Source organism: Dactylosporangium sp. NBC_01737 (assembly GCF_035963215.1).
GTDB lineage: Bacteria > Actinomycetota > Actinomycetes > Mycobacteriales > Micromonosporaceae > Dactylosporangium.
This window is the reverse complement of sequence record NZ_CP109153.1, coordinates 3,091,223-3,116,197: the sequence shown is the minus strand read 5'-3', so window position 1 is coordinate 3,116,197 and position 24,975 is coordinate 3,091,223. Positions and strand designations below refer to the sequence as shown.

Genomic DNA, 24,975 nt, shown 5'->3' with positions numbered 1-24,975 from the left:
CCGATCATGCAATCCCGGACCTACAGGTCGAGCAGGGTTCGCAGGTGGCGGGGCGGTGGTGAGCCGTGAGCAAGCATCCGGTCGTGCCAGTCGCGCAGCGTGACGTTCGCCGGCCGTTCATCCGCGATCTCCCGCACCTCGGTGTAGCCCACGAAGTACGTCGACAGCTGCGTCGAGGACAACAGCGCCCGCCGCCACTTCCCGGCCGCCTCACCCTCCTCCTGGAAGCCGGCGCCCATCATCAGCGCCATCGCCTCCTGCTCGGTCATCCCGTCGCAGTGGATCCGCTGGTCGATGATCGCGTTGATGCACATCCGCAGCTGCATCTTCAGCTGCTGCAGGCGCACCGGCAGGCCGCCGAAGCCGTGCCCGACCATCACCTCCTCCGCGTAGACCGCCCAGCCCTCCACGAACGGCCCCGACCAGCCGATCGCCCGGGCGCGGGTGCGGCCACGGAAGCGGCGGGCGTGCGCGAGCTGCAGGAAGTGCCCGGGGGTGGCCTCGTGGACGGTCAGCTCGCGCAGCATGTGGCTGTTGTACTCGCGGTAGAACGACGCGACCCGCTCCGCCGGCCAGTCCGACGGGGTGGGTGAGATGCAGAAGAACGTCGGCAGTTCGGAGGACTCCAGCAGGCCGGGCGGCTCGCAGTACGCGACGGCGACGCCCCGCGCGAACTCGGGCATCTCCATGATCACGAGGGGGTCGTCGATGAGGGTGACGAGGTCGTGGTCGCGGACGAACGCGGTCGCCTCGTCCAGGGACACCTTCGCCAGGTCCACGATCGTGTCGTTGTCCGGCACGTCGGCGGCGGCGAGGGCGAACGCGGCGCGGACGGTCTCGTCGGTCTCGGGGCCGCCGGTCAGCTCGGCCGCCGCGGCCCGCAGTCTCGCGGTCACCTGCGCGAGGTTGGCCTCGGCGCGCTGCAGCACCGTCGCGGCGCCGAGCTCCGTGTCCAGGGTGTGCCAGAGCCTGGCCTCCCACAGCCGCCGGCCGAGGCGCGGGTCGCGGTCGGCGGTGTCGACCCGGTCGCGGAGCCAGCCGGCGAAGTCGTCGAGCTCCGCCGCGGCCCGTTCCTGCAGCGGCCGCACCACGTCGGCCAGCCCGGGCGCCTCCTTGAGCAGCTCGGTGAGCTCCTCCCGCACCAGCCGCGCGGTGCCTTGGAACTGGCCGGTCGCGGTCTCCACGTGCACCTGCGGCGAGTCGGCCAGGGTGGCACGGGCGGTCGCGAGGGCGTCGGGGATCGCCGACAGCCGGGCCGCGAGCGACATGAGCCGCTCCTCGGCCGGCGCGAACGGCCGGGAGATCAGCGCGTGGAGCAGCGTCGCCGGGTTGTGTACCAGCGGGTTCCACTCGTGTTCGCGGATCTCGGTGCGCTCGAACAGCATCCGCTCGACCCGGGCCAGGAGCACCGCGTGGTCGACCTGCTCCTGAGGGTCGAGCAGGTCGAGGTCGACCGTGGTCAGCGCGGCGGAGGCGTCGCGGAGCATGTCGATGTCGCCGGCGACCGTCTCGGCGGACAGGTCGGGCAGCCGGTCGTCGAAGCGGTGGTCGCCGGCCGACGCCGCGAGCCGGGGATCCGACTCCAGCAGCGCGTCGGCGATGTGCTCGGCAAGGGGCACGAAGTCATGCGGCATGCTTTCGAACCTATATGAGAGTGGCGAGGGTCCTGACCGCTCTGGCGAGCTCGTGCGGCGTGTGCGCGGCGTAGCCGATCACCAGTCCGGGCGGTCCCTTGCGCACGCGCAGCGACGACAGGGCGAGCGGGCCGAGCCCGCACTCGGCGGCCCGCTGCGACACCACCCTGTCGTCGACCTCGGCCGGCAGCTCCACCACCAGATGCAGCCCCGCGGCGATCCCGCCGATCCGGGCCCGCGGCAGGTGCCGGCGCAGCGCGGCGACGACCGCGTCGCGGCGCTCCCGGTGCAGCCGGCGGGCCCGGCGCAGGTGCCGGTCGTAGCCGCCGCCGGCCAGGAACTCCGCGAACGCCAGCTGCTGCAGGGCCGGGCCGCCGTTGTCGGCGTCGGCCTTGGCCGCGCACAGCCGCGGAAGCATCGCCGACGGCGCGGCCAGCCAGCCCAGCCGCAGCCCGGGCGCCAGCACCTTGCTGACCGAGCCGACCAGCGCGACCCGGTCCGGGGCGAGGCCCTGCAGGCAGGCGACGGGCTCCCGGTCGTAGCGGTGCTCGGCGTCGTAGTCGTCCTCGACGATCAGCCCGTCGACCCTGCGGGCCCAGGCGATCAGTTCGGTACGCCGCTGCGGCGCGAGCACGACACCGGTCGGGAACTGGTGCGCCGGGGTGACCACGACGGCCTTGCACCTGGTGCGCCCCAGCGCCCGCACGTCCAGGCCGTCGCCGTCGACCGGCACGGGCACGACCTCCAGCCCGAGCCGCCCGAGGTGTTCGCGCAGCGCGGCCGGCCCGGGGTCCTCCAGGGCGACCCGCCGCACCTCGCCGTCGAGGAGCACCCTCGCCAGCAGCGCCAGTCCCTGCGTCACGCCGGCGGTCACGATCAGCCCCTCGGGGGGCACCAGCGCGGCACGCACCCGTCCGAGATAGCCGGACAGCTCACGGCGCAGGCGGGGCGCGCCGGTCGCGTCGCCGTAGTCGAAGTCGGCGTCCAGGGCGCTGGTCAGCGCCGTCTCATAGGCACGGCGCCACGCCGTGCGCGGGAACATCCCCAGATCCGGCACGCCCGGCCGCAGCGGCGCGACGGTGGCGGGCCGGTCCGGCGGGTCGCTGTGCCGGCGCGGGACCGCCGTGGCCACGGCGGCGACCACGGTGCCGGACCCGCGCCGGGTCAGCAGCCGCCCCTCGGCCGTGAGCTGCTCATACGCCCCCACGACGAGCCCCCGCGAGACACCGAGGTCGGCGGCGAGGTCCCTGGTCGACGGCAGCCGCGTCCCGGGTGCCAGCCGCCCGCGGGTGATCGCCTCCCGCAACGCACCGACGAGCTGGTCACCGACCCGCGGCCGAGTGCGGTCAAGCTCGACCAACGCCTCCCAGACCGACAAAGTGGACCTCCAAACGCGGGGCTCGGTGGCACTGTAGCGTGGACCACTGCCGATCGTAAGTTCGCTGTCATGAACCGGCTGTACACCTTTTACTGCGTGCTGACCTGCGCGATCCTCGGCTCGTCGTTCACGGTCAGCCGATCGCTGGTGGACTATCCGGTCCTGACCGGGCAGGCCCTGCGCTACACGCTGGCCGCGGCGGCGCTCGCCCTGCTCACCTCCTGGCTGCGCCCCACCGGCCGCGAGCTGCTGCGCCTGGCCGGGGTCGCCGCCACCGGCCTGGTCGGCTTCAACGTCCTGCTCATGTACGCCCTGCGCCACGCCGACCCGGCCGCCATCGGCACGATCGTCGGGGTGAGCCCGCTGCTGCTGGCCCTGCTCGGCCCCCTGCAGGAGCGCCGCCGCCCCTCCCCACGCCTGCTGCTCGCCGCCGTGGTCGTGGTCCTCGGCGCGGTCCTCGTCGAGGGCGGCGGCCGCATCGACGCGCCCGGCCTCGCCGCCGCCGTCGGGGTACTGGCCTGCGAGGCCGCGTTCTCCCTGCTGGCCGCGCCGCTGCTGCCCCGCCTCGGCCCGGTGCGGGTGTCGGCCTGGAGCACCGCCCTGGCCGTGCCGCTGCTGCTGCTCGTCCTGCCGTTCAGCGGCGAGCGCCCCCGGCTGCCCACCGCCGGCGAGGGCGCCGCGCTGGCGTTCCTCGGTCTGGTGCTGACCGTGGTCGCGTTCGTCTGCTGGTACACCGGCGTCGCCCACCTCGGCATCGAGCGCGCCGGCGTCTTCGTCGGGCTTGTGCCCGTGTTCGCCCTGGCCACGCTCGCCGTCACGGACCGGGTCACACCCGACCCCCGCCAGCTCACCGGCGTCCTCGCCGTCGCCTCCGGCCTGGCGATCGGCCTGAGCCGTGCTAGGCAGGACGCATGCAACGCACCGCACTCGTCCTCGGCGCCGGCGGCATCACCGGCGTCGCCTGGCAGCTCGGGCTCCTCATCGGCCTGCGCGACCAGGGAGTCGACCTCACCGGCGCGGACCTGATCGTCGGCACCTCGGCCGGCGCGATCACCGGCGCCCTCGTCGCCGCCGGCCACGACCCCCGCAAGGCGGCCGCGATGGAGGCGCCGCTCGGACCCGGCGACCCACCGATCCGCGCCGACTGGACCCGCGGCGCCGTCGCGTTCCAACTGCTGCAGGACGCGTCACTGCCTCCACCGCAGCTGCGCCGCCGCATCGGCGCCATCGCCCTGGAGGCCGAGGTGGGGCCGCCGGAGCCGTGGCTGGCGTCGTTCGCCCGGCGGTTGCCGATCGACGACTTCCCGGACCGCCTGCTCATCACCGCCGTCGACACCGCCACCGGCGAGCCGGTCACCTGGACGGCCGCGTCGGGGGTGCCGCTGATCCCGGCGGTCGCCGCGAGCTGCGCCGTGCCGTGCCTGTTCCCGCCGGTGCGGGTCGGGGACGGGTGGTACATGGACGGCGGGGTCCGCTCCCGCACCAACGCCGACCTCGCCGACGGCTATGACCGGGTCGTCGTCCTGGCCCCCCGCATCCCGATGCTGGGCCGCGACGCCCACGCCACCACCGGCACCCTCGTCGAACCCGACGCCGCCTCCCAGTCCGCCATCGGTGGCAACGTCTTCGACCCGTCCCGCTGGTCCGCCGTCGTCGAGGCCGCGATCCACCAGGGCATCACCCGACCCCCGCCATGGTGACCGGGTTGCGCAGATCCCTACTCGGCGCGGCGGACGGCGTCCATGTAGGACAGGGCGGTGGCGCGCAGGGCGGCCTCGGCGTCCAGGCCTTCCTCGTGGGCCTGGACGACCAGGGCGAAGAGGGCGGCGCCGAGCGGGTCGGGCGGGGTGAAGGGGACGGTGAGGCCGGCGCGGGCGACACGGTGCAGCAGCTTCGCGACGAGGGCCAGGGCCGGCTGGGAGAGGGCGACGCCGTCCACAGCGGAGCCGCGGGACTTCTCGGCCTGCTTGATCTGCTCCCAGTTGGCGATGATGTCGTCGATGCCGCCGACCTCGGTGCCGGCGAAGACGTGCGGGTTGCGGCGGATGAGCTTGTCGACGAGGTCGCCGGCGACGTCGTCGAGGGTGAACCTGTCGGTGATGTCCGCTGCCTCCTCGGCGAGGCGGGCATGCAGGACGACCTGCAGCAGGACGTCGCCGAGCTCCTCGCGGACCGCCTCGTGGTCCTGGTCGCGGATGGCGTCGTAGAGCTCGTAGGCCTCCTCCAGGAGGAACGGCGCCAGGCTCTCGTGGGTCTGTGCCCGCTTCCACGCGTCGCCGGTCTCGGGGTGCATGAGACGGTCCATGACGGTGACGGCGTCCAGGACGCGGGCGCCGGGCGGGTCCCAGGAGCCGTAGAGCAGCTCGAGGGTGGCGAGGCCTGGCTCGCGGGCGAGCCGGAGGCCCAGGGATCGGGCGAGCTGCTCGTCGCCGTCGGGTGAGGCGAGCCAGACGAAGGTGCCGTGCGTGGCCAGGGCGTCGAGCAGGACCTCGACGGTGGGCTCGACGACGGTGACGGCGGCGCCGGCCGCGCGCAGGGCGTCGACCTGGTCCGACGGGGACGCGGTGAGCACGGGGTGGGCGCGGACCAGGTCCCACGCCTGGGCGGTGAGCACGCCGGCGGGGAGCCGGGGTGACGTCACCAGCAGGACCACACTGCCCGGCACAGTCGCTCAGGCCTCCTCGGCAGATACCTCGTCCACGGTCAGGTGGACCAGGATACTGGCCCGCGCGGGGGCGCCGCTCTGGCCGAGGCGGACCTCGACCGGCAGGCCGTAGGTGAGGCCGGCGTAGCGGGGGTTGACGGTGATGCCGGAGGTGGCGACGGCGTCGTCGAGCAGCCGGCGCAGGGCGATCATCCTGCCGATGCTGTCGCGGTTGAGCAGGTACTGGATCTGTTCGAAGGTGTACCGCTCGGAGACCGGGCGGCCGCTGGGGAAGTACAGGGCCTCGAAGGCGGCGCGCTGCTGGTCGCGGTCGGGCTCGACCGGGGCGACGGCGGCGGCGAGGGTGAGCAGGATGTTCTGGGTGTCGGTGACCAGCGTCACGATCCGCGCGTCGGCGGGCAGGTCGTAGTACTGCGCGACCATGGCGGGCGTGGTCTCCTGCCGGACGGTGAGGGAGCGCTCGGCGGCGATCCGGCCGCCGACCTCCCGGATGATCATCGAGCCGAGGACGTAGCCGGTGACCTGGCCGCGCTGCGCCGGGGCGAAGGTCAGGTCGGCGGCGATGCCGCGGACCTCGGCGATGGTGACGGCGTCCTCGCCGAGGTAGGCCGCGACGTCCGGGTCGGACCGGCAGCCGGCGAGGGACGTCACCGCGAGGGCCGCCACCAGCGCGAGCACACGGATTCGTGACATGGCTATCTCCCCGGCTTCTTCTTCGTCCTGGTGGCGGCGGTCATCGGCGTGTAGTGCGGGTCCTGGGCCAGCGACGTGCGGAACGCGCCGAGGACCGCGGGGTCGTCGGAGACCTGGAACTGCTGGGTGGGGCCCTTGTTGTCGGTCGGGTCGGATTCGAAGTACATCACCGCCCGGATCTGCGGGTTGGCCTTGAACGTCGCGGACGCGTCGCGCAGCCAGGCGGCGCGCTGGTCGGTCCCCCACGCCCGGGCCACCCCGAACTCACCGATCATCACCGGTTTCGTCGGGTGGGACGCGCAGAACTCCAGGAACTGCCGCATCAGCGCGCCGATCGTGTCGTACTTCGTGCCGGCGTACACGTCGACGCAGTTCCAGTCGACCATGTCGTCGCCGGGGTAGAAGTCGGCCGCGTAGCCGCCCTGGAAGCCCTCCACGGTCGGGCACCACACCCAGGAGGCGTTGGTGGCGCCCTCGGCGGTGAAGATGGCCCGGACGTGCTTCCACGCGGCGACGTAGTCCTCCCCGGACCACATCTGGGCGCGCAGGTTCGGGCGGTCCATCTCCCACCGGTACCGCAGCATCACCGGACGCGCGAACGCCTTGAGCTCACGGGCCCGCTCGCGGATCAGGTCGTCGTAGCGGCCCATGGTGATGAGCCGGGTGTCGCCGCCCGCCCACGACAGCATGAGTGTCGTGCCGCGGGCGGCGAACTGCTCGTCGGAGGCGTTGAAGAAGTTCTCGTCGAAGCGGCGGTACGTGTTGACGATCGCCATCTTGCGCCCGACGGACTTCTCCCAGGCCGTCATCGCGGTGAGCCGGCCGGATTCCGTGAGGTGCTCCGGCCGGACCCACGCGCCGAGATAGGAGCCCTCCTTCGGCGGCGCGATGGGGCCGGCCGCGAACGGTCCGGTGGACGTCGCGATCGCCGGCGGCGCGCCCGGCGCCACCGGGGACGCCCCCGGGGTCGACGACGGCCGCGGCGCCGGTGTCCTTCGTGGACACCACGCTGAGGGTCACCGCCGTCGCGCCCGCCAGGCAGGCGACCACGACGGCGACGACGAGCCCGATCCGCTTCACTCTCGACCTGCCCCTTCGGCTACTTGGGTATCCGGCGCGCCACGTACAGCACGTCGGTGGCCACCCCCGAGAGGCGGCCGCTGCGGGCGGCGAGGTCGTCCGCGCGGCGGGCCACCGGCCGCAGCCATTCGCGGCGGTACGCGCCGGCCGGGCACAGCGCGAAGCCGCGCCGCTCGACCACCTCGAAGCCGTGCCGGGCCAGCAGCTGCTCGACCTCGGCGTGGTGCAGCTCCGCGAACCACTGGTTGGCGCGGTTGGAGCGGTGCCGCAGGTGCCGCAGCGACGAGCGGTTGCCGTGGTTCTCCACGACCAGCAGGCCCGAGTCGGCCTCCGGCAGGATCTTCGCGGCGAACGCGATCGCCCGGTCCCGGACGTCCTTCGGCGCGTTGAGCAGCAACCGGAACACGGTCACCAGCGCCGGTCCGTCCACTGTGGCCGGTTCCGGCACCGGCCCGTCGCCGTCGACCTGGTGCAGCTTCGCGTAGACGCCCGCCTCCTGGGCCTTCGCGAGCATCTGGGCGGACACGTCGTAGCCGTGCGCCGCCCGCACGACACCGTGCAGCAGCTTGATCGCCCGGCCGGTGCCGCACGCGAAGTCGTGCTGGACCGGCCGGCGGGCGGTGAACTCGCGGCGGACCAGGCGGCGCAGGAATGCGCGCTGCCGGCCGCTCACCGCCGTCGAGTAGGTCTCCGGCGCGTAGACCACCCGTTCGTACTTGTCGACCGCCTCATCCGACTGGAAGACCTCCGCGTAGTCAGTTCTCATCGTTCCCCCTGCATCAGAACGTGCCTCAAACGCACGACCGCGTAGCAGTACGCGACCGCACCCGCCCCCGTGGCGGCGAATTTCACGAACAGCCCGTGGACCGGCAGCACGGCCAGCTGCGGCACGGCGAAACACGATGCGGCCAGCCCGCAGGCGAGCAGCGTGGCCCGCCCGAACGGGTGCAGGCCGAGGCCCCGCACCACCTGGATGAGCGGCACCAGGTTGTTGACGAGCACCGCCGCGCACAGCCCGGCGGCCGCGCCGAACGCGCCGTGCCGGGGGATCAGCACCGCGTCGACGCCGAGCATGGTGACCAGGGCGAGGCCCACGTTGGCGAGGTTCCACCAGGTGCGGCCGGCCATGGCGAGGACCACGTCGACGCAGCCGGCGGCGGTCGCGACCATCATCGTGGCCGACAGCAGCCGCACGATGCGCACGCCGCCCTCGTAGTGCTCGCCGAAGAGGTCGAGGTACTGGTGCGCGTAGGTGAACATCAGCAGGTACAGCGGCCAGCAGGCGAGCACGACCCACGCGGTCGCCTGGCGGTAGAGCAGGTTCGCGCCCGCCATGTCCCGCACGGCGAGGCGCTCGGCGAGCCGCGGCTGGACCGACTGCGTGACGCCCTGGTTGACGAACTGGCCGAGGATCACGAACCGGCCGGCGACGGCGTACATGGCGGCGGGCGCGAGGCCGGCGAGCGCGGCGACGAGCAGCACGTCGACGCGCTGCAGCGCCATCTGGGCGAGGCTCGCCACGGCGCGCGGGGCGGTGAACGCCCAGAACCGCCGCGGCGTGAAGTCCGACAGCTCCCCTCCGGCGGGCGTGACGCGGGTGCGCAGCCGGGTCAGTGCGACCCCGGCGAGCAGCGCCGCGGGCAGGTACGGCAGCGCCCACAGCGCGGCGAACACGTCCGGTCCCCACCCGGTCACCCACACCAGCGCCAGCAGCGCCAGCTGCGCCGCGGGCCGCATCACCCGGTCCAGCAGCACAGTGGGCCGCATCGCGCGCAGGCCGCGGGTCGCGGCGAGCAGCGCGTCGCTGACCGCGGCCGCCGGCAGGAACACCGCGAGGGTCCGCACCAGGTCGGCCCGGCCGGGCAGCAGGTCCACGGCGAACCACAGCCCGCCGGCGATGACCAGCGCCGCGACGGCGAGCGGGACCAGCGCGGTGCGCAGGCACTCGCCGAGGCGGGACAGGTCGCCGACCGCGCGCATCCTGGCCGGCCAGTACACCAGCGACGTCTGCACGCCGAGCTTCGCGACCGTGACGCCGAGCCCGAACACCGCGGTCGCGGCGAAGAACGCGCCCGCGCCGTGCGGGTCGAGGGCACGGGCGGCGAGCCAGGTGACACCGAGCCCGGCGACGCCGGTGCAGACGGTGCCGGCCAGGTTCGCCAGCCCACCCCGGGCGGCGCCGCGCAGCATGCCTTTCGGCGACTCGAGACCGGCTCCCGGGGTGGACGTGTCGAGCGTCGCCGTCACGCCGGACTGTCCGCTGTGGACAGCCAGGAGGGGCGGTGGCCGAGCCAGGTGGCCAGGCGCTCATCGAAGGGTTCGTAGTACGAGGCGAGCTGCGAGGCGATCGAGTCGTCGAGGCGGTTGCGGGGGCGGGCGTTGTGCCGGTCGAACGCCGGGTACTGCGCGACCCGCGGCAGGCCGAGGAAGTCCAGCACGGCGTCGTACACCGGCTCGGGGCGCAGGAAGAACTCGGTGCTGTCGACCACGTGGACCCGGTCGCGGCCGAGCAGCGCCGCCATCGGCTCGATGTACTCGATGTACTCGCCGCGGGCCCGGTAGGCGTGGTGCTGGTGGGCGAAGCTGTACGCGTCCGGGTCGTTGAGCAGCAGTTCGCGCTGCCCGGCCAGGCGCGAGGGTTCCAGGGCGAGGGCGCGGCCGAAGTCGACCTCCGGCTCGAAGCCGCGGGCGACCTCGTGCGCGTGCTGGGAGTAGGCGCGCTCGACCGGGTCGCGGACCAGCACGACGAGCTTCACGCCGGGCAGGTCGGCGGCGATCCTGGCCAGGGCGTGCGGGTGGTACATGTAGTACGGGCTGGACTCGAACGTCTGCGCGGGGACGCCGAGGTCGTCCTGGATGCGCGCGGCGCGGCGCTGCAGCGGGAAGTGCCCGCGGTACCAGCGCAGCCCGTGGTGGTAGCCGACGTCGAAGTAGTGCACGCCCTTGTGCAGCACGGCCTTGATGACGGCGGGGTGCGCGGCCAGGGCGCGGTACAGCGACGTGGTGCCGCAGCGCTGGCCGCCGCAGATCAGGAACTGCGGCAGCATCCGCCGGTTGGCGGTCAGCTGCCCGTAGTTGCGGGATCCGAAGTGGACGATCCGCTTCATCGTGTCGGGAACCTGCACGGGCATGGTTACAGTGCCTCCACTCGCGCGACGAGAACGGGCAGCAGCCAGCTGCCGAGCACGCCCAGCCGGGCGCCGGCCTCCGCCTGCCGGTCGGTGACGTACCGGGTGGCCAGGTCGATGAGGTAGAGCAGGGTGGTCACCTCGACCGCCTGGCGGTGCACCACGCCGAACGGCAGCAGCAGCTCGGGCGCGGCGTCGATGAGGTCGTTGACGGCCCGGGCCGCCGACGGTGCCCGGCCGATGCCGATCTGCAGCGCGTGGTGCAGCGCGTCGTAGCCGATCGGGACGCCCGGGGTGAAGCGTTCCCAGTCCCAGACCAGGATCGTGTCGGCGAGGCAGGCCATGTTCCACGGTGACCAGTCGCCGTGCCAGGAGCCGTAGGTGAGCTGGACGCCACCGGTGCAGCGGCCGATCCGCTCGGCCGCGGCCCGCAGCGCGCCGCCCTCGTGGTGCTCGGCGACGGCGTCGAGCCGGGCGCGCAGCCGGGTCCAGTAGCCGCTGTCGTCGAGGCGGCCGCGGCGGGTGCCGCAGCAGGCGGCGACCTCGCGCATCGCGTTGGCCAGGCGGGGCGCGGTCAGCGGCACCCGGGGCCGCCACACCGGCAGCGCCGACTGCACGAGGACCTCGTGCCCGTTCCACTGTCCGATGTGGATCACGTCGGGCACCCGCAGCGCCTTGAGCCCGGCGGTCGACACGGCCGCCAGGGCGTTGCCCTCCGCCTTCACCAGGGTCCTGGTCAGCGCCGACGTGCCGAGCTTGGCGAAGGCCATGGTGGCGCCGTCGGCGGTGAGCAGCTGCAGCACCGGCTTGCGGTTGGCCCGCGCCGGTCCGATGTGGACGCTGAGGCGCACGTCGGTGCCCAGCTCCCGGCGCAGGTAGGTGTCGATGGTGTCGGGGCCCGGCGTGATGCTCAGCCGGTCGCGCAGCAGCACCGACGACGCGCCGGTGCGCAGGGCGGCGACGACCGCGTCACGCTTCAGCCTCGCCACGCGGGACTGCGGCTCGGCGTAGCGGCGCACGGCGGCGGCGGCGAGGCGGCGGTCGTCGGCCGGCACGAGCAGCCGCGGCTTGCGGGCGTTGGGCACGACCAGGTACTCCACCGTGGTGCCGCCCTGCCCCGGGTACAGCAGGGCGAGGACCTCCTCGATGTACTGCGCGCGCAGTTGCTCGTCGTCGACCTGCAGTGCGGCCGGGGCGGTCTTCACTGGACTCATCGGCTCTCCAAACGGTTGCGCCACAGGACGGCGTACGCGAGGAAGGTCAGCGCCAGCGGGGTGACGAGCGCGTTGTACCAGAACATCGCGGCGAAGCTGGACACGATCGCGGCGGTGGCGGCGAGCCCCGCCGGTGTCGCGTCGCGCCGGAAGCGCCACAGCCCCACGACGAAGAACCCCAGGTAGGTGACGGTGCCGAGCAGCCCGTGGGCGAAGAGGAGCTGCCACAGCTGGCCGTTGCCGCCGATGGTGAAGTTGCCGCAGCGCTCGCAGTCCTCGCTCTCCCCGACCGCGATCGAGTTGCGCCCGCCGATGGTGTTGCGGGTCGAGCCGAAGCCGATCAGGGGCGACTCGGCCATCCCGCCGACGGCCTTCTCCGTGGTGTACATGCGCACCCCGTTGGACTTGCCGTCCTCCAGGCGTGCGGTGACGACGTCGCCGAGCGGGGTGGTGACCACGGCGACCGCGACGACGGCGCCGGCGACCCCGACGAGGGCCAGCGCGGCGAACCGGCCGCGGACCGCCAGCCGCACCGCCACGTACAGCACCATCACGCCGAGACCGATCCACAGTCCCCGGTTGAGCGAGTAGACGATCGGCGCCATCGCGATCAGGAGCGTCGCGAGGGTGAACACCTTGGTGCGGCGGCTTTTCGTGAGCGACCAGCCGGCCACCAGCAGCCAGCCGATGAGCAGGCAGACGTTGTTGCCCCAGGTGTTGGTGTACCCCCAGGGTGCGCCGGGGCGCGGGGTCTCCCCGCCGAGCAGGTTCATGATCTGCGCGGCGGTCGGGTGGACCAGGGACTGGATGAAGCCGTTCTCGCGCAGGTGGTGCGGCAGCAGCAGCTCCAGCGGCGCGGTGAACTCGAAGGTCGGCGCGGCCATGCCCAGCAGCCCGCCGGCGACGGTGACGACGAACAGCCAGGCGAGGAGCCGGATGAAGCGCAGCTGCGACAGCTCCCTGCGATCGACGTTGCCGGCGTACACCAGGATCACGGTCAACGCCACGTACCCGCCGAGGCGGAACGCGTAGGACACCAGCCGGCTGGCCGCGGTACCCGGCACGGTGCCGGTCGGGTCCGCGCCGAGGCTGAACAGCCCCAGGCCGACGACCGCGAGGAACAGCAGCCACAGCAGGAAGCCGGGCGGCATCTTGACGAACTGGCCGGACGCGCGGTGCCGTACCAGCGACACCAGCATCGGCACGGCCACCAGGAAGAAGATCAGTGTGCCGAGGCCGAGCGCCCACCACAGCGGGTAGAGCAGCAGCAGGCCGGTGACGGGCCAGGCGGCCAGCCGGTGCGGGCGCGCGGTTCTGGGCACCGCCGCCTGCAGTGAGGGGTGATTCGCAAGAGCGGTCATGCCGCCACCTCCGCTGCGCTGCGGCGTCGGCCTGCCCCGAACCTGCTACATGACTCGCTCGCAAGCTCACTCATCGGCGCTTGTCGGCGCCGTTCTCGCCCACGGTGTCGGCGTTGACGCGGGTCACGGAGATGGTGCGGGTCTGCCGCTTCGGCACCGACGGCGGAGGCGCCTGCACGACCTTGGGCGCCGTCACGGTCGCGGCGGCGGCACCGGTACGGATCCGCTTCTGCCCGATCGGCTCCTCGGGCTCCTTCGGCGGCAGCTTGTCCAGGACCGTGGTCATGTCGTCGGCGACCGTGACCTCCTGGGTGTCGCGCTCCTCCGTGCCGCGGGCGCCGGCCAGGCGCGGCAGGACCACCGCGCCGAGCAGCGGCGTGCCGACCCGGCGCAGCTGGTCGGCGGCGTCGGCGACCTCGGTGTTGCGGGTGCGCCGCAGCTCGACCGCGACGATCGCGGCGTCGGCGAGGCTGGCAAGGCTCTGCGCGTCGGCGCTGGTCGCCGTCGAGGGCGCCTCGACGATCACGTACGCGGCCCGCTCCCGCAGCGTCGCGAGGGTGTCCCGCAGCGCCTGCGACTGCAGCAGCCCGCCGGCGCTGGCGGTGCCGCCGGTGGTGACGACGCTGAGGTTGGGGTGCCGCGGCGCGCGCTGGGTGGCGCTGCTGAGGGAGAACCGCCCGGCGAGCACGTCGGACAGGCCCGGCACCGACCGCACGCCGAGCATCCTGTTGACGCTGGCGGTGTCGACGAGGCTGTCGGGGAGGTGCGCACAGACGAGGACCGTTTCGGCGCCGGTCCGCGCGAACGCCGCGGCGAGGTTGGCGGCCACGACGGTCGACGCGGCGCCGCGGCTGGCGCCGGCCACGACGACGACCTGCCCGGCGAGCGCGACCCGGGCGTCGGCGCCGTTCGGGGCAGGGATGCTCGCGAGGACCTCGTTGCGGAGCCGGTTGAAGATGCGCCCGCCGGCGCCGAACGGCGCGAACACGTCGTCGAGGCGGGGCTTGACCCGGCCGGGCACCGCGGCGAGGACCGCGACGTCGACCCGGCGGGGCAGGTCGGAGGGGCGGCGGACGCGCTGGTCGAGCCGCTCGCGGAGCAGGGCCGCGCCGACGCCGAGCAGGAGGCCGACCATGGCGCCGCTGGCGAGGTTGAGCAGCCGGTTGGGCTTCACCGGGCGGGACGGCAGGTCCGCGTCACGAATGATCTTGCCGGCGTTGACGGTGGTGGTGAGCAGCTGGTTGAGCTGGCCGGCGAGGGTGTTGATCTGCGAGGTCGCCGTGGTGCGCTGGCTCTCCAGGTTCGGCCGGTTCGGATCGGTCGGGCGGAGGTTGGCCAGCCGGTTGTTGATCTGCAGCAGGCTCGCGTTGAGCTGGTTGAGCTTGTCGTTGAGGATCGCGATGCGCCCGGCGACCTCGGTCTTCGCGCTCTCCTCGCGGTTGCGCAGGTACGCCTCGGCGAACGCGTGCGACCCGGCCTGCGCGATCCTGGCGTCGTTCGAGGAGTACGTGATGACCAGGAACGTGGTGTTCGGCGGCACCTCGACCCGGACGTTGCGGGCCAGGTCGTCCGGCGTCTCCCCGGCGCGCATCAGCTCGCGGGCGTCGGTGGCGACCGTCGTGGAGGTGACCAGCTGCGCCTCGTTGTCGAGGTTGATGTCACCCTTGGTGCGGCCGCTGGTGGAGTTCGCGTCCTGCCCGTTGCCGAGCGGCGAGACGAGCACCGACGTCGCGGACTCGTACACCTTCTTCTGCATGCCGGTGAACTGCCCGGCGCCGAGGAGACCGGCGCCGACCATCAGGAGCACCAGCCACCAATGGCGCCGGGCCATGCCGAGCAGGTCGACGCCCGGTGAGTCGGTATCGGCGGAAAGCTGGCGGTTGGCGTCCATGAAGCGGCGGCCCCTTCGGCGTCAGGTTCTCCAGGGGCTAACGCTTCCGGGACGTCAGGCGTAATGGGCTGATGTGCCCGCTTTATACATTTAGGGTATCGGGCGTAGGTCGAGCCAGCCGTTGTTGCCCAGGTAGCGCAGCACGGTGGTGACCGCCTCGCCGTACGACAGGTCCGTCGTGTCGATCGCCAGTTCGGCGTCGGTCGGCGCCTCGTACGGGTCGTCGATGCCCGTCATTCCCTTGATCAGCCCGGCCCGCGCCTTCGCGTAGAGCCCCTTGCGGTCGCGCCGCTCACACTCTTCGAGCGGCGTCGACACATGCACCAACACGAAACCCGCCCCGGCGTTACGGGCGAACTCGCGCGCCGCCGCCCGTGCCTCGTGGTAGGGCGCGATCGGGCAGCAGATCGCCACCCCGCCGTGCCGGCCGACCTCGGCGGCGACCCAGCCGATCCGCTTGATGTTGGTGTCGCGGTCCGCGGCGGAGAACGTCAGGCCCGCCGACAGGTGCCGGCGCACGATGTCGCCGTCGAGCAGGGTGACGGTGCGCTCCCCCGACTCCTGCAGCGCGTCGGCGACACCGGTCGCCATCGTCGACTTGCCGGAGCCGGACAGGCCGGTGAAGAACACGACCAGGCCCCGCTGCCGGCGCGGCGGCCGCGCCCGGACCAGCTCGCGGGCGACCGCCGGCGGCGTGTGCCACTCCGGCAGGATCGTGCCCCGGTCGAGGTGGTCCTCGATCTCGGCGGCCGTCAGCGGCAGCCGGCGGTGCTTCGGCGGGATGTCGTCCAGCGAGCGCCACTGCCCGTCACGGCCGTCGTAGGCGAGCTCCCGGGGCACCAGGACCCGCAGCCCGCCGCCGGACAGCATCGAGTCGCTGGAGGCGAGCAGGTGGGTGACGCCGTATGCGGCGGCGACCCGGGTGCGCAGCATCGCGGCACGGATGTCGTCGCCGCCGTCGTGCGGCAGCGGCAGCACCACGATCGTGGAGGCCGGCATCCGGTCCCGCGCCGCGAGCACGCAGCGGACCAGGGCCTCCGGGGCCAGGCCGTCGGGGCCGGGGCTGCCGAGCGGCACCAGGACGAGCAGGTGTGCCGCCAGGGTCCGGGCGGCGCGTGCGATCTGCGCCCGCTGCGGGCGGTGCAGCGGGCGGTCCGCGATGACGCCGAGGACCCGGCCCTGCGGCAGGGCGCCGCGCACCTCCGCCGGGGTCCTGCGCATGCGGCGGAACGCTCCGTGGCCGCCGTCGCCCAGGCGCATGACCCGGCCGGCGGCCCCGCCGAAGCCCTCCCGCGTCGGATACACCTCGGTGGTGTCCAGCGCGGCGATCGGCGCGCCCTCCAGGTCGGCGAGGATCAGGACCCTCTTGCCGGGGTCGGCGACGTCGAGCTGAGCGAGCACCGACTGCGGCACTTCCAGGGTCACCGGCACCGGCCAGGCCGTCCCGTCGGCGAGGCGGCCGTTGCGCCGCAGCGACTTCAGGTCGGCCGGCCCGAGGAAGCCCGTCAGCGGCCGGTAGGCCTCCGACAGCAGCAGCTCCAGGTCGGCGATCTCCGAGGGCCGGGGCGTGTAGGTCGGCGCGTCCCTGAGCACCTCGTCCGGCAGCGTCCATCCATCGACAGCCCAACCGTTCACAGACACGCGAGACAGTCTGGCAGCTTGCCTTTGATTTCACCCCGCTGGGGTCCGCTTCAGCCGGTGTTGCGCATCCCGGCCGCGATGCCGTTGACCGTGGTCAGCAGTGCCCGTTCCAGGGCCGGGTCCGGCGAGGACTTCCGCCCGCCGCCCCAGACGCCGCTGTCGGCGACCTTGCTGGCCCGGTACTGGGCGAGCAGCGACACCTGCAGGTGGTGCAGCGGCTGCAGGTAGCTGTCGCGGACGCCCAGCGTGCGGTCCAGCACCGGCTGGCGCTCCAGCAGCGTCGACTCGCCCGTGATCGCGAGGACCTCCGCGACGGTCTTCTCGTACTCCGCGCGGATCACCTCGAAGACCGGCTTCAGCGGCTCCGGCACCAGCGTGTCGACATACCGCGACGCGATCTCCAGGTCGGTCTTGGCCAGCATCATCTCGACGTTGGACAGGAACGTGCCGAAGAAGTGCCACTTCTCGTGCATCTCGCGCAGCACGTCGCCGAGGCCGGCGACCCGGGCAGCCTCCAGGCCGCTGCCCACGCCGAACCAGCCCGGCACGATCTGCCGCGACTGCGTCCAGCCGAACACCCACGGGATCGCCCGCAGTCCGCCGAGGCCGGCGTCGGCGTTCGGCCGCTTCGACGGGCGCGAGCCGATGTTGAGCGCGCCGAGCAGCTCCGTCGGGGTCGCCGCCCAGAAGTACGCCGGCAGGTCCGGGTCCTCGACCAGGGCGCGGTAGTTGGCGAACGCGGCCGTCGACACCGTCTCCATCGCCGCGTCCCAGCGGGCCAGGGCATCGGCGGGCTGCCGGGGCTCGGTGTGCAGCAGCGCACTCTGCAACACGGCGGCGAGGGTCAGCTCGAGGTTCTCCCTGGCCAGGGCCGGCAGCGTGTACTTGTCGGAGATGACCTCGCCCTGCTCGGTGACCTTGATCGCGCCGTCGAGCGTGCCCCACGGCTGCGCCAGGATCGCCTCGTGCGTCGGGCCGCCACCGCGCCCGACGGTCCCACCGCGGCCGTGGAACAGCCGCAGCCGCACCCCGTGCCGGGCGGCGACGTCACGCAGCTGCCGCTGCGCCTTGTGGATCATCCACTGCGACGTGGTGATGCCGGCGTCCTTGTTGGAGTCGGAGTAGCCGAGCATGACCTCCTGGACGTCGCCGCGTGCGCGCACGATCGCCCGGTACACCGGGATCGACAGGAGATCGTCCAGCAGCTCGCCGGCCATCTCCAGCTCACGGGCCTGCTCCAGCAGCGGCGCGAACCCGACCCGGGCCCGGGCCGACTCCATCGACGCCCCGCCGAACCCGGCGCCGGCGCTGACCTCGATCAGGCCCCACTCCCGGGCCAGCACGACCGCGGCGAGCACGTCGTCGATGCCCTGCGTCATGGAGATGATGTAGGTCTCGACGACCTCCGGGCCGAAGCGCTCCTGCACCTCGCGGATCGCGGCGAACACGTCGAACGTCTTGCGCGCGCTGTCGGTCAGCCCGGTGTCGCGGGTCGCCAGGGGGCGGCGGCCGTTGAGCTCGTCGATCAGCAGCTGCCGGCGGGCGTCACGGTCCAGATGCGAGTAGTCGACCTCGCCGACGCGCCGGTACAGCTGGGCGAGCACCTCGTGGTGCGCGTCGGCGTGCTCCCGCACGTCCAGCGTGGCCAGCTGCAGGCCGAACGCCGACAGCGTGCGGATCGCCGAGGCCAGCTTGCCGGTCGCGGCGAGCTGCCCGCCGTTGCGCGCCAGGGACGCCCGCATCAGCTCCAGGTCGGCGATGAGCTCGCCGGTGCCGAGGTAGTCGCGGCCCTGCTTGTGCGGCGTGCCGGTGGCCAGGCGCGTGCGGGTGTGCTGGAGCTTGAGCCGGATGCAGCGCAGCTTCAGCCGGTAGGACTCCTCGAGGTTGACCCGCCGGTAGCGGGCCGGCAGCTCCGGCAGGTTGTCCAGGTCGGCGGCGAGGCTCGCGGACAGGTCCAGCGACACCCCGCGCAGGCGCTTGGAGACCGACACCTCGTCGATCAGCCCGTCGATGATGCCTTCGGCGGCGCGGATGCCGTACTCGTGCTGGATCAGCAGGACGTCACGGGTGACCGCCGGGGTGACGAACGGGTTGCCGTCACGGTCGCCGCCGATCCACGAGCCGAAGCTCAGCGGGCGGGCGGTCGGGGGCAGCTGCACCCCGAGGTCCTTGAGCGTGTCATACAGGTCGTCGAGCACCTGCGGGGCGGCGCCCGCGGCCAGGTCGGCGAGGTAGTAGACCGCGTTGCGGGCCTCGTCGCTGGGCTCCGGGCGCTCCAGCCGCAGCTCGTCGGTCTGCCACAGCAGGTCCAGCAGCTCCGCGAGGCGGCGGTCGGTGCGGGCGGTGCGGGTCTTGTCCGGCTCGAGCGAGCCGTCCAGCGCGGTCGCGACCGCCTCGGCGTCCAGCTCGTCGCCGACGGCGCGCAGCTTCGTCAGGATCGACCGGCGGGCGGCCTCGGTCGGGTGGGCGGTGAACACGGGCCGCACCGCGAGCTTCGAGGCGATCGTGCCGATCTCCTTCACCCCGACCCCGCGGTCGGCGATCAGCTTCGCGGCCCGCTCCAGCCAGCCGCCCTCGCGCACCCGGATGCGGCGCAGCTCGCGTGCCCGGTGCACCTGCTCGGTGATGTTCGCCAGGTGGAAGTAGGTGGAGAACGCCCGGGCAAGCTGCGTGCCGGCGACCACGTCGAGACCGGTCAGGCGCTCGGCGGCGGCCTCGGGGTCGCTGCGCACCAGCGCGCGGACCTCTTCGACGAGGTCGAGCAGCTGCTGCCCGTCCTGCCGCACGAGGCTCTGCCCCAGCAGCGAGCCGAGGCGGCGGATGTCGGCGCGCAGCGCGGCGTCGGCGTCGCTGGTCGCGGGTGCCTCTGCAGACATGCTGGATCCCTCCGGACGAGTCGGCTGGGACGGCGCTGTCCGTTTTCACCGGCATCGTATCGGCTGTGGCGACGCACCGTGGTCTTCCGGTGAGTCACGCCACTGTTTCTGGCTCGGTCGGCGGTCCCCTGGGGGTTCCACCCCCACACCTCATGCTCGCTGCGCTCCCGCTCAAACCCTCCGCCCCTCACCCTCGGTGGTTTTGTCAGAGTCCGGGGATAGGCTGGCGGTGCTCGATACACCCCCGCCCACCTTGGGCGCGGGGCTGTTTGCCGTGCAGATAGGTGCTTCCATGCCAAGGCTCGCCGGTCTCACCTCCGCCGCTCTCACTGACCCCGCCCTCGCCCGCGCCCGTGACCTCGCCCGGGGTGGGCACAGCGACCAGGTCGACCTGACCGCGCCGCCGGCGCTGCGCACCTTCGTGACGGCGGTCGTGGCGGCCGAGCGGCCGGTCCTGGCGGTCACCGCGACCGGCCGGGAGGCCGAGGACCTTGCCGCGGCCCTGGGCTGCCTGCTCGACCCTGCCGACGTCGTGGTGTATCCGGCCTGGGAGACCCTGCCGCACGAGCGGCTCTCCCCGCGCTCCGACACGGTCGGCCGGCGCCTCGCGGTGCTGCGCCGGCTGGCTCACCCGACCCCGTCGTCCGGAATGCCGCGGGTCGTGGTGGCCCCGGTCCGTTCGGTGCTTCAGCCGCAGCTCAAGGGCCTCGGCGACCTGGAGCCCATCGAGCTGCACCCCGGCGGCTCGGCCGACCTCGACGCTCTGGTCGGGCGGTTGGCGCACCTGGCGTATGCCCGGGTCGACCTGGTCACCAAGCGCGGCGAGTTCGCGGTGCGCGGCGGGATCCTCGACGTGTTCCCGCCGACCGAGGAGCACCCGCTGCGGGTGGAGTTCTGGGGCGACGAGGTCGAGGAGATCCGCTCCTTCGCCGTCGCCGACCAGCGCACCATCTCCACGGTCGAGCGGCTGTGGGCGCCGCCGTGCCGGGAGCTGCTGCTCACCGACGAGGTGCGGGCCCGGGCCGCGGCGCTGTCGACCGACCACCCGCAGCTGGCGGAGCTGCTGGACAAGCTCGCCGGCGGCATCCCCGTGGAGGGCATGGAGTCCCTGGCACCGGCGCTGCTCGGCGACACCGACTCCCTCGAGCTGGTCCTGCACACCATGCCCGCCGGCACGCACGTGCTGCTGTGCGACCCGGAGCGGATCCGCACCCGCGCGCACGACCTGGTCCGCACCAGCGAGGAATTCCTCCAGGCGAGCTGGGCCGCCGCCGCGGTCGGCGGGAAGGCGCCGATCGACCTCGGCGCGGCCGCGTTCAAGAGCCTCTCCGAGGTGCGCGCCGCGGCCGCGTCGCTGGGGCTGCCGTGGTGGTCGCTGAGCGCGTTCAGCCTGGAAGCAGCTCCAGCGGTCCTTGACGAGCCCTGGCGCCTCGGCGAGGACTCGCCGGTCGTCGTCTCCGACGACGCGATCTCCATCGCGCTGCCCGCCCAGCCCGCACCGCTGTATCACGGTGAGACCGCCCGGGTCGTGGATGATCTGAAGCGGCTGGCCGGCGACGGCTGGCGGCTCGTGCTGGTCTTCGAGGGCAGCGGCCCGGCACAGCGCGCCGTCGAGGTGCTCCGCGACGCCGGGCTGGGCGTGACCCTGGTCGACGGGATCGCTTCGGTCCCCGATCCCGGCGTCGTCATCGTCACCACCGGCTCGCTCGGCAACGGCTACCTGGACGAGGGCGCCCGCCTCGCCATCATCACCGGCGCCGACATCTCCGGCGGCCGTGGCGCGTCCACCAAGGACATGCGCAAGATGCCGAGCCGCCGGCGCAACCAGATCGACCCGCTGGAGCTGCGCACCGGCGACTACGTCGTGCACGAGCAGCACGGCATCGGCCGCTACATCGAGATGGTGCAGCGCACCGTCAACGGCGCAGACCGGGAGTATCTGGTCCTGGAATACGCCGCGACCAAGCGGGGCCAGCCCGGCGACCGGCTCTTCGTGCCCACCGACCAGCTCGACCAGCTGTCCCGCTATGTCGGCGGCGAGACGCCCACCCTGCACAAGATGGGCGGCTCCGAGTGGCAGAAGGCCAAGTCGCGGGCCCGCAAGGCGGTCCGGGAGATCGCCGCGCAGCTCATCCAGCTGTATGCGGTCCGGCAGAACTCGCAGGGCCACGCGTTCGGCCCCGACACGCCGTGGCAGCGTGAGCTGGAGGACGCGTTCCCCTACCAGGAGACCCCCGACCAGCTCGCCGCGATCGAAGAGGTCAAGGGCGACATGGAGAAGCCGACCCCGATGGACCGGCTCATCTGCGGCGACGTCGGCTACGGCAAGACCGAGATCGCGGTGCGGGCCGCGTTCAAGGCCGTCCAGGACGGCAAGCAGGTCGCCGTGCTCGTGCCCACGACGCTGCTCGCCCAGCAGCACTTCAACACGTTCTCCGAGCGGGTCTCCCAGTTCCCGGTCGAGGTGCGGCAGCTGTCACGCTTCCAGACCCCGACCGAGACCAAGCTGACCATGGAGAAGGTCACCGACGGCACCGTCGACATCGTCATCGGCACCCACCGGCTGCTGCAGACCGCGACCCGGTTCAAGCAGCTCGGCCTGGTCATCGTCGACGAGGAGCAGCGCTTCGGCGTGGAGCACAAGGAGTTCCTGAAGCAGCTGCGGGCCTCCGTCGACGTCCTCACCATGTCCGCCACCCCGATCCCCCGCACCCTGGAGATGGCGATCACCGGCATCCGCGAGATGTCGACGATCGCCACCCCGCCGGAGGAGCGGCACCCGGTCCTCACGTTCGTCGGCGCGCAGGACGACAAGCAGATCTCCGCCTCCATCCATCGCGAGCTGCTCCGCGACGGCCAGGTCTTCTACCTGCACAACCGGGTCGAGTCGATCGAGCGCGCCGCCCGCAGGCTGCGCGAGCTCGTCCCCGAGGCGCGGATCGCGGTCGCGCACGGCCAGATGACCGAGGACGCCCTCGAGAAGATCATGGTCGGCTTCTGGGAGAAGGAGTTCGACGTCCTCGTCTGCACCACGATCGTGGAGAGCGGCATCGACATCCCCAACGCCAACACCCTCATCGTCGAGCGCGCCGACCTGCTCGGCCTGTCCCAGCTGCACCAGATCCGCGGGCGCGTCGGCCGTGGCCGCGAGCGCGCCTACGCCTACTTCCTCTACCCGCCCGACAAGCCGCTGACCGAGCACGCCCACGAGCGGCTCGCCACCATCGCGCAGCACACGGAGCTCGGCGCCGGCATGTATGTCGCGATGAAGGACCTCGAGATCCGTGGCGCCGGCAACCTCCTCGGCGGCGAGCAGTCCGGCCACATCGAGGGCGTCGGCTTCGACCTCTACGTGCGGATGGTCGGCGAGGCCGTCGCGCAGTTCAAGGGCGAGCGCCCCGAGGAGGAGGAGCCCGACGTCAAGATCGACCTGCCCGTCGACGCCCACCTGCCGCTGGAGTACATCTCCGCCGAGCGCCTCCGCCTGGAGATCTACCGCAAGATCGCCGGCGCCAAGGACGACGCCGCCCTCGACGAGATCGTCGCCGAGATGAAGGACCGCTACGGCGAGCCACCGCTGCCGGTGGCCAACCTGCTCGCGGTCGCCAGGTTCCGCTTCCTGGCCCGCGCCTACGGCCTGACCGACGTCTCGCTGCAGGGCAAGCACGTCCGCTTCGGCCCGCTGCAGCTCGCCGACTCGAAGCAGATGCGGCTGAAGCGGCTGTATCCGGAGTCGGTCTACAAGGCCGCGGCCGACACGGTCTCCCTGCCCCGCCCGTCGACCCGCCGCGTGGGCGGCGAGCCGATGCGCGACACGCAGTTGCTGGAATGGGGTGCCGAGCTGCTGAAGTCGGTGCTCGGGGAGCCGGTAGCCGCTGCCGCTAAACCCTGATGTTGTTGTCTGGCCATCGGTTGCGGTTCGCGTGCGGGTTCGGCATGCCCGTAATAGAACATCCATCACGGCTGCGGCCGTTTGTGGTTCCACGCAGCCTTCGGCGGCGCGACCGGGTAGCGGGGTCACCGTCCGTGCCGTGCCTGGGGTGATGCCAAGCCAGGTCCGAACTCGCATGATCCAGCGCCGTCGGGCGCATCATTCGCTGCTACAACGCCGTTTTCAGTCAAAGAGCGAAGACCATCGATCGCTAGACCGGGGAGTACCAGCGCCCGGACGGCGATCTTCCGCTCCGGCTCATGATCGAAGGACGGCCGTGGTCGTCCGGATGGCCACCCGGATCCTTCGATCACGACGAGGGTCGGGCTGGATCTTGGTGCGCGCCCTGGGCGCGCCACGATCTGGGTGATTTGTTCGTATTTTTTGCCAGTGACGGTGTGGCACCACCGAATGACGACCTCGACGGCGCTGGATCATGTGAGCGCGGACCTGGCTTGGCATCACCGCAAGACGGCACGGACGGCGACCGCGCTACCCGGTCGCGCCGCCGAAGGCTGCGCGGAACCACCAAGGCCGCAGCCGTGATGGATCTTCTATTACGGGGATGCCAAACCCGCACGCGAAGAGCGACGCAAGGCAACCAGCGCATCAGGCCCGATGAGCAGGCCGATGCGTCAGCCGGTGATGGAGCGACCGCGCCAGCAGCGCCGCCGCAAACGGGGCGTCCTCACGCAGGTAGCGACGCGCCAGGCGGCGAGGTTCGCGGGCGAGCCGATCCAGCCACTCGAGCCCGGCCTTCTGCATGGCCGGATTGGCGCGCTGGATGTCACCGGCCACGAAGTTGACCGCGGCACCGCAGCCGAGGAACCACGTGCCGGGCAGCGCCGCGCGCAGGCGACCGATCAGGTGCTCCTGACGCGGGAAGCCGATGCCCACGTACACCATCTCCGGCTCGGCGTCGATGACCGCGGCGCACACGGCGTCGAGGCTCGCGGGGTCGGCGTCGAAGCCGAACGGGGGGCACAGCGTACCGGCGATGCGAAGGCCTGGGCAGGTGTCGGCGAGGACGGCGGCGGCGCGATAGGCGCCGTCGGGCCCGTCTGTGGCGGGGGCGCCGCCGAGGACGAAGACGCTGCCGCCGTCGACGGCCAGGGCGCGTGACAGCGACCAGATGAGGTCGGAGCCGGCGACGCGGGCGGGCAGGTTCCAGCCGGCGAGGCGGGCGGCCCAGACCAGCGGCGTGCCGTCGGCGACGACCAGGTCGGCCTCGCGGAGCTGGGCGCGCAGCTGAGGATCGCGGGAGATGTGGCGCAGGATGTCGACGTTGGGCGTGACGATCCAGCCGCCCTCGCCGCGGGCGAGGGCCGAGCGTACGTGGGAGACGACTTCCGCCTCGGTCAATGGGTCTACTGAGAGGCCGCCGAGAGGGACCCGCCGCCAGCGCGCTCTGGTGTGCAGCATCGTTCATCCGTAATTCGTCGTTAGAGGTAACAGATGCCAGCACAGCTGGCATATCTACCAA

The 24,975-nt window shown here is 72.7% G+C and carries 17 protein-coding genes; 3 read left to right on the top strand and 14 right to left on the bottom strand.

From position 1 onward, the window contains the following. Positions 1–20: 20 nt before the first annotated feature. Both OHA72_RS13880 and pdxR read right to left on the bottom strand, forming a co-directional pair. Positions 21–1,634 (bottom strand): DUF885 domain-containing protein, encoded by a 1,614-nt coding sequence (locus OHA72_RS13880; RefSeq protein WP_327008235.1) that lies wholly within the window; start codon positions 1,632–1,634, stop codon positions 21–23. Between the two features lie 10 nt (positions 1,635–1,644). Further along, a complete protein-coding gene (gene pdxR / locus OHA72_RS13875; protein WP_327008234.1) occupies positions 1,645–3,012 on the bottom strand; it encodes a MocR-like pyridoxine biosynthesis transcription factor PdxR in 1,368 nt (455 codons plus the stop codon). Between the two features lie 69 nt (positions 3,013–3,081). On the opposite strand from pdxR, the gene OHA72_RS13870 reads away from it, so the two are divergent. Then, positions 3,082–4,038: a DMT family transporter gene (locus tag OHA72_RS13870; RefSeq protein WP_327008233.1), complete on the top strand. Its 957-nt coding sequence runs from the start codon at positions 3,082–3,084 to the stop codon at positions 4,036–4,038. Next, complete coding sequence (locus OHA72_RS13865; protein ID WP_327008232.1) at positions 3,924–4,712, top strand: patatin-like phospholipase family protein; 789 nt, start codon at positions 3,924–3,926, stop codon at positions 4,710–4,712. The genes OHA72_RS13870 and OHA72_RS13865 overlap by 115 nt, the downstream gene beginning before the upstream one ends. Before the next feature lie 17 nt (positions 4,713–4,729). Here the strand turns inward: OHA72_RS13865 and OHA72_RS13860 are convergent, their stop codons facing one another. From OHA72_RS13860 to ppc, 11 genes are all read right to left on the bottom strand, one after another. Then, complete coding sequence (locus tag OHA72_RS13860; RefSeq protein ID WP_327008231.1) at positions 4,730–5,677, bottom strand: nucleoside triphosphate pyrophosphohydrolase; 948 nt, start codon at positions 5,675–5,677, stop codon at positions 4,730–4,732. Positions 5,678–5,683: 6 nt separating this feature from the next. Further along, a complete protein-coding gene (locus OHA72_RS13855) occupies positions 5,684–6,370 on the bottom strand; it encodes a hypothetical protein (protein WP_327008230.1) in 687 nt (228 codons plus the stop codon). Positions 6,371–6,372: 2 nt separating this feature from the next. Then, on the bottom strand, positions 6,373–7,320 hold the full coding sequence (locus OHA72_RS13850) for a glycoside hydrolase family 26 protein (RefSeq protein ID WP_327008229.1): 948 nt from the start codon (positions 7,318–7,320) through the stop codon (positions 6,373–6,375). Positions 7,321–7,469: 149 nt separating this feature from the next. Next, positions 7,470–8,216: a class I SAM-dependent methyltransferase gene (locus OHA72_RS13845; RefSeq protein ID WP_327008228.1), complete on the bottom strand. Its 747-nt coding sequence runs from the start codon at positions 8,214–8,216 to the stop codon at positions 7,470–7,472. Continuing rightward, positions 8,213–9,697, bottom strand: coding sequence for a lipopolysaccharide biosynthesis protein (locus OHA72_RS13840; protein ID WP_327008227.1), 1,485 nt, complete (start codon positions 9,695–9,697; stop codon positions 8,213–8,215). Before OHA72_RS13840 ends, OHA72_RS13845 begins: the two co-directional genes overlap by 4 nt. Continuing rightward, positions 9,694–10,581 (bottom strand): sulfotransferase domain-containing protein, encoded by an 888-nt coding sequence (locus tag OHA72_RS13835; RefSeq protein ID WP_327008226.1) that lies wholly within the window; start codon positions 10,579–10,581, stop codon positions 9,694–9,696. The genes OHA72_RS13840 and OHA72_RS13835 overlap by 4 nt, the downstream gene beginning before the upstream one ends. 2 nt (positions 10,582–10,583) lie before the next feature. Then, positions 10,584–11,792, bottom strand: a complete 1,209-nt coding sequence (locus OHA72_RS13830) for a hypothetical protein (RefSeq protein WP_327008225.1) — start codon at positions 11,790–11,792, stop codon at positions 10,584–10,586. Next, the gene (locus OHA72_RS13825; protein ID WP_327008224.1) at positions 11,789–13,153 is read right to left on the bottom strand and encodes an O-antigen ligase family protein; all 1,365 of its coding nucleotides are present in this window, start codon (positions 13,151–13,153) and stop codon (positions 11,789–11,791) included. Before OHA72_RS13825 ends, OHA72_RS13830 begins: the two co-directional genes overlap by 4 nt. Positions 13,154–13,223: 70 nt before the next feature. Continuing rightward, positions 13,224–15,044, bottom strand: coding sequence for a GNVR domain-containing protein (locus tag OHA72_RS13820; protein ID WP_327008223.1), 1,821 nt, complete (start codon positions 15,042–15,044; stop codon positions 13,224–13,226). Positions 15,045–15,134: 90 nt separating this feature from the next. Further along, positions 15,135–16,685, bottom strand: coding sequence for an adenylyl-sulfate kinase (cysC, locus tag OHA72_RS13815; RefSeq protein ID WP_327008222.1), 1,551 nt, complete (start codon positions 16,683–16,685; stop codon positions 15,135–15,137). A gap of 50 nt (positions 16,686–16,735) precedes the next feature. Continuing rightward, positions 16,736–19,561 (bottom strand): phosphoenolpyruvate carboxylase, encoded by a 2,826-nt coding sequence (gene ppc, locus OHA72_RS13810; RefSeq protein WP_327008221.1) that lies wholly within the window; start codon positions 19,559–19,561, stop codon positions 16,736–16,738. A 292-nt stretch (positions 19,562–19,853) separates the two neighbouring features. On the opposite strand from ppc, the gene mfd reads away from it, so the two are divergent. Next, positions 19,854–23,453 (top strand): transcription-repair coupling factor, encoded by a 3,600-nt coding sequence (mfd, locus tag OHA72_RS13805; RefSeq protein WP_327008220.1) that lies wholly within the window; start codon positions 19,854–19,856, stop codon positions 23,451–23,453. Between the two features lie 648 nt (positions 23,454–24,101). On the opposite strand, the gene OHA72_RS13800 is transcribed toward mfd, so the two are convergent. Next, entirely contained in the window at positions 24,102–24,914 is an 813-nt protein-coding gene (locus tag OHA72_RS13800) for a WecB/TagA/CpsF family glycosyltransferase (RefSeq protein ID WP_327008219.1), read from the bottom strand. Positions 24,915–24,975: the final 61 nt, after the last annotated feature.

Bases quoted from the DNA above. Each gene is read 5' to 3' on its own strand.
- OHA72_RS13880 (WP_327008235.1), bottom strand. From the start codon at position 1,634: ATGCCGCATGACTTCGTGCCCCTTGCCGAGCACATCGCCGACGCGCTG.
- OHA72_RS13870 (WP_327008233.1), top strand. From the start codon at position 3,082: ATGAACCGGCTGTACACCTTTTACTGCGTGCTGACCTGCGCGATCCTC.
- OHA72_RS13865 (WP_327008232.1), top strand. From the start codon at position 3,924: ATGCAACGCACCGCACTCGTCCTCGGCGCCGGCGGCATCACCGGCGTC.
- OHA72_RS13855 (WP_327008230.1), bottom strand. From the start codon at position 6,370: ATGTCACGAATCCGTGTGCTCGCGCTGGTGGCGGCCCTCGCGGTGACG.
- OHA72_RS13845 (WP_327008228.1), bottom strand. From the start codon at position 8,216: ATGAGAACTGACTACGCGGAGGTCTTCCAGTCGGATGAGGCGGTCGAC.
- OHA72_RS13835 (WP_327008226.1), bottom strand. From the start codon at position 10,581: ATGCCCGTGCAGGTTCCCGACACGATGAAGCGGATCGTCCACTTCGGA.
- OHA72_RS13830 (WP_327008225.1), bottom strand. From the start codon at position 11,792: ATGAGTCCAGTGAAGACCGCCCCGGCCGCACTGCAGGTCGACGACGAG.
- OHA72_RS13825 (WP_327008224.1), bottom strand. From the start codon at position 13,153: ATGACCGCTCTTGCGAATCACCCCTCACTGCAGGCGGCGGTGCCCAGA.
- OHA72_RS13820 (WP_327008223.1), bottom strand. From the start codon at position 15,044: ATGGACGCCAACCGCCAGCTTTCCGCCGATACCGACTCACCGGGCGTC.
- ppc (WP_327008221.1), bottom strand. From the start codon at position 19,561: ATGTCTGCAGAGGCACCCGCGACCAGCGACGCCGACGCCGCGCTGCGC.
- mfd (WP_327008220.1), top strand. From the start codon at position 19,854: ATGCCAAGGCTCGCCGGTCTCACCTCCGCCGCTCTCACTGACCCCGCC.
- OHA72_RS13800 (WP_327008219.1), bottom strand. From the start codon at position 24,914: ATGCTGCACACCAGAGCGCGCTGGCGGCGGGTCCCTCTCGGCGGCCTC.